Genomic DNA, 2,994 nt, shown 5'->3' on the forward strand with positions numbered 1-2,994 from the left:
CGAAACAGCAGCGCGCGTGGCGACGCGATGGCCGCCTGAGGGCCATCCCCCAGCGCCTGCACGTACACCCGCTCGAAGCTCGACTGCGCGATGTCGGCCGCGTGCTGCGGATCCCGAAGCTCGCGCGTCAACTGCCGCCGCAGGTCTGCACAGTGGGCCACCAGTTCCTGGATCAGCTCGCGCATGCGTTGGAAGAGCGCTCCGCTCAATGAGAATTGTTCGCATTGAGTGTAGCAAGGTTCGTCGCGATCTCGTTCGAGCGCACCGCGGTGATCGACAGCAGCGTGTCGCTCAGGCCGTGGGTGGTCTCGCAGGCGCCCTGCAGGAACACCGCCGGGCGGAACTCGCGCGGCGCGATCACGCGGTAGTCGCGGTCGACCTGCAGGCGCCCGAGCCACGGCGCCAGCTCGCCGAGCAGCGCGTGGTGCTGCTCGCGCGCATAGCCGGTGGCCAGCACCACCGCGTCGTAGCGCTGGCTGCTCTCGCGCGAAGCGTTCACGTCGAGCAGGTTCAGGTGGATGCCGTCGGCCGCGGCGCGCACGCTCTGGATCTCGTGGCGGCGCAGGAAGCGGTGGCGCTCATCACCGCTCACGCGCTGCTCGTAGAACACCGCGAACATCTGCCGGATCAGGTCCTGGTCGGCGCAGGCGTAGTTGGTGTGGCGGAACTCCGCCAGCATCTCGGCGCGCTGCGCCTCGGGCTGCGCATACACCTGGTCGACGAAGCCGGCGTTGAAGATCTCGTTGACGAACGGGCTGTCGTCAGCCGGCCGGATCGCGCGGGCGCGCATCACCAGGTCGACGCGCGGCGCGTTCGGCCGGCCGTGCAGGTCGATGAACAGCTCGGCCGCGCTCTGGCCCGCGCCGACGATCACGATGCGCTGCGCATCGGCGTGGCCCGCCAGGCCGGCCAGGTAGCCGCTGGAGTGCATCACCCGCGGGTCGCCCTTCAGCGCCCGGAAGGCATCGGGGATGTTGGCGGTGCCGCCGATGCTCACCACCAGGTGGCGCGTGAGCCGCTCGTGCCACTGGCCTGCCGCGTCGCGCGAGCGCACGCGCAGCAGCTGCACCTCGCGGCCGTGCACCTGCGGCAGCACTTCGACCACTTCCTCGCCGTAGACGCAGCTGTCGTCGAACTGCGCCGCGGCCCAGCCGAGGTAGTCGTTGAACTCGCGGCGGCTCGGGTAGAAGGTCTTCAGGTTGATGAAATCCTGCAGCCGGCCGCGCTGGTGCAGGTAGTTCACGAAGGTGAAGCGGCTGGTCGGGTTGCGCAGCGTCGCCAGGTCCTTCAGGAACGAGATCTGCATGTGGGCCTGCGACAGCAGCATGTCCGGGTGCCACGCGAAGCCGGGCTGGCGCTCGATGAACAGCGCATCCACCAGCGGGCGGCCGGCGCGGCGCTGCTCGTCGAGCGCGATCGCCAGCGCCAGGTTCGACGGCCCGAAGCCGATGCCGATGAGGTCGTGCACGCGCATGGTCATGTCCTTGACTGCAGGGTGGAAGGGGCGTCGTCCTCGCGCGGCCACCACAGCGTGTCGGCGAAGAAGCGCTCGCGCAGCAGCGAGACCAGCATCGCGCGCTTGTGCGGGAAGTCGAACTCCTTCACCTTGGCGTAGCCGGAGCGATCGAGGTTGCGCAGCTGCTGCCGGTGGTCGGCGCGCGGCTCGCCGACGATGCGCCGCGTGCGCGGGTCGGCGAGGAACAGGTAGTGCGAGATCGACGTGAGCCAGGCCGTCGCGAAGGCCTTGCCGCGGAAGGCGGGCTCTCCGATCAGCACGTGCCAGCCGCGGTCGTGGTCGTCGGCTTCGCTGAATGGCGCGATGCGGTTCTCCTTCGCCCAGTAGGCCTCGAAGTAGCCGAACGGCTCGCCGTCCAGGCACGCGACCATGGCCTGCATGTGCGGGTCGGCGGCGATCGCGTCGAGGTAGCCGCGGTGCTTCGCGAGGTCGCCGTCTTCCTGCCAGACCTGCGCCACGTCGGGGTCGTTCATCCAGCGGTGGAAGCGTGGCAGGTCGCTCTCGATGTCGAGGCTGCGGAACGAGAAGGTCTGGGCTAGCCACGGGATGTGGCGCTGGTACAGCGTGCCCGTTCGCTTGGCCGCGCGCAGCGGGTGGCGGCGCGGGCCGGTCAGCGTGTAGCGCAGCGGGATCGGCGGCGCCACCTGCGGCAGCCACATCGGCGCGTGCTGGAAGAACATCTCGCGGTGTACCCGTTGCCGTCCGTCGGGCGCTGGCAGCGCGAGGCCGTGCTCGACGAGGTTCAGTGCCGATGCGAACGGCGGCACCAACGTGAGCGTCGGCGTGCCGGGCTCGAAGGTGAAGGCCGCCTCGATGATCGCCAGCAGGTGCGCGGGCGACGGCTCGCCGGAGCAGGGGCCGAGCCACTGCAGCGTGGACTCGTCGCGATCATCTGTCCTTTGATCATGCCTCCACTGCCAGCGGCCGATGCGGTCACGCGGTGCGGACGTTGGATGAAGCTCGCTCACCACCAGCCGGTCGCCATCGCGCTGCACCTGCAGCGGCTGGCCGGACGGGTGGCTCACGCAGCGCGGGGCCGCGGGGTCGGGAGGGGGTCGTGTGCTGGGTGTGCCGCTGTTCATGCCTCCATGACGAGCGGTCGGCGGGTTTGTTCAGCTGAACACCGCGCCGCGTGCTTCGTCATGTGGCTCATGGAACCGTCAAAACTCGTCTACATCGCGTCGCTGCGCAACGCGGCGGCCGACCGGGCCGGGCAGCCCATCCCGTTCAAGGCAGAGACGCGCTACATGAAGTCGCCGCTCGAGTTCCTCGTCGAGACGCTGAACGGCAGCACGCTCGGCGAGGCGTACTCGCTGCAGGCGGTGATCTTCGACGACGACGAGGGCAACCCGCGCGACCGCGAGCAGCTGAAGGACTACGGCTTCTCGCCGCACCCGAGCCGCTGCTGGCCGTTCCCGCCGGCGCTGCAGGTGCAGGGCCGGCCGGTGGTCGAGCTGATCGAGTCGGTGCCGTCGACC

At 69.8% G+C, this 2,994-nt stretch carries 2 protein-coding genes and 2 pseudogenes; 1 reads left to right on the plus strand and 3 read right to left on the minus strand.

Annotation, left to right across the window (positions count from 1 at the left end; genetic code table 11):
• The 3 genes and pseudogenes from AC1D01_RS27800 to AC1D01_RS27810 form a co-directional block, all read right to left on the minus strand.
• A pseudogene (locus AC1D01_RS27800) lies at positions 1-185 on the minus strand (RNA polymerase sigma factor); the annotation flags it as partial.
• Between the two features lie 20 nt (positions 186-205).
• Positions 206-1,474: a lysine N(6)-hydroxylase/L-ornithine N(5)-oxygenase family protein gene (locus tag AC1D01_RS27805; RefSeq protein ID WP_477872162.1), complete on the minus strand. Its 1,269-nt coding sequence runs from the start codon at positions 1,472-1,474 to the stop codon at positions 206-208.
• A gap of 2 nt (positions 1,475-1,476) precedes the next feature.
• A complete protein-coding gene (locus AC1D01_RS27810; RefSeq protein WP_477872164.1) occupies positions 1,477-2,598 on the minus strand; it encodes a GNAT family N-acetyltransferase in 1,122 nt (373 codons plus the stop codon).
• A gap of 69 nt (positions 2,599-2,667) precedes the next feature.
• Here AC1D01_RS27810 and AC1D01_RS27815 point away from each other — a divergent pair.
• Positions 2,668-2,994: pseudogene (locus tag AC1D01_RS27815) on the plus strand (N(5)-hydroxyornithine transformylase PvdF); the annotation flags it as partial.

It is taken from the genome of Rhizobacter sp. P3_B12 (genome assembly GCF_056402895.1).

Coding starts and splice junctions, on each gene's coding strand:
- AC1D01_RS27805 (WP_477872162.1), bottom strand. CDS start 1,474: ATGCGCGTGCACGACCTCATCGGCATCGGCTTCGGGCCGTCGAACCTG.
- AC1D01_RS27810 (WP_477872164.1), bottom strand. CDS start 2,598: ATGAACAGCGGCACACCCAGCACACGACCCCCTCCCGACCCCGCGGCC.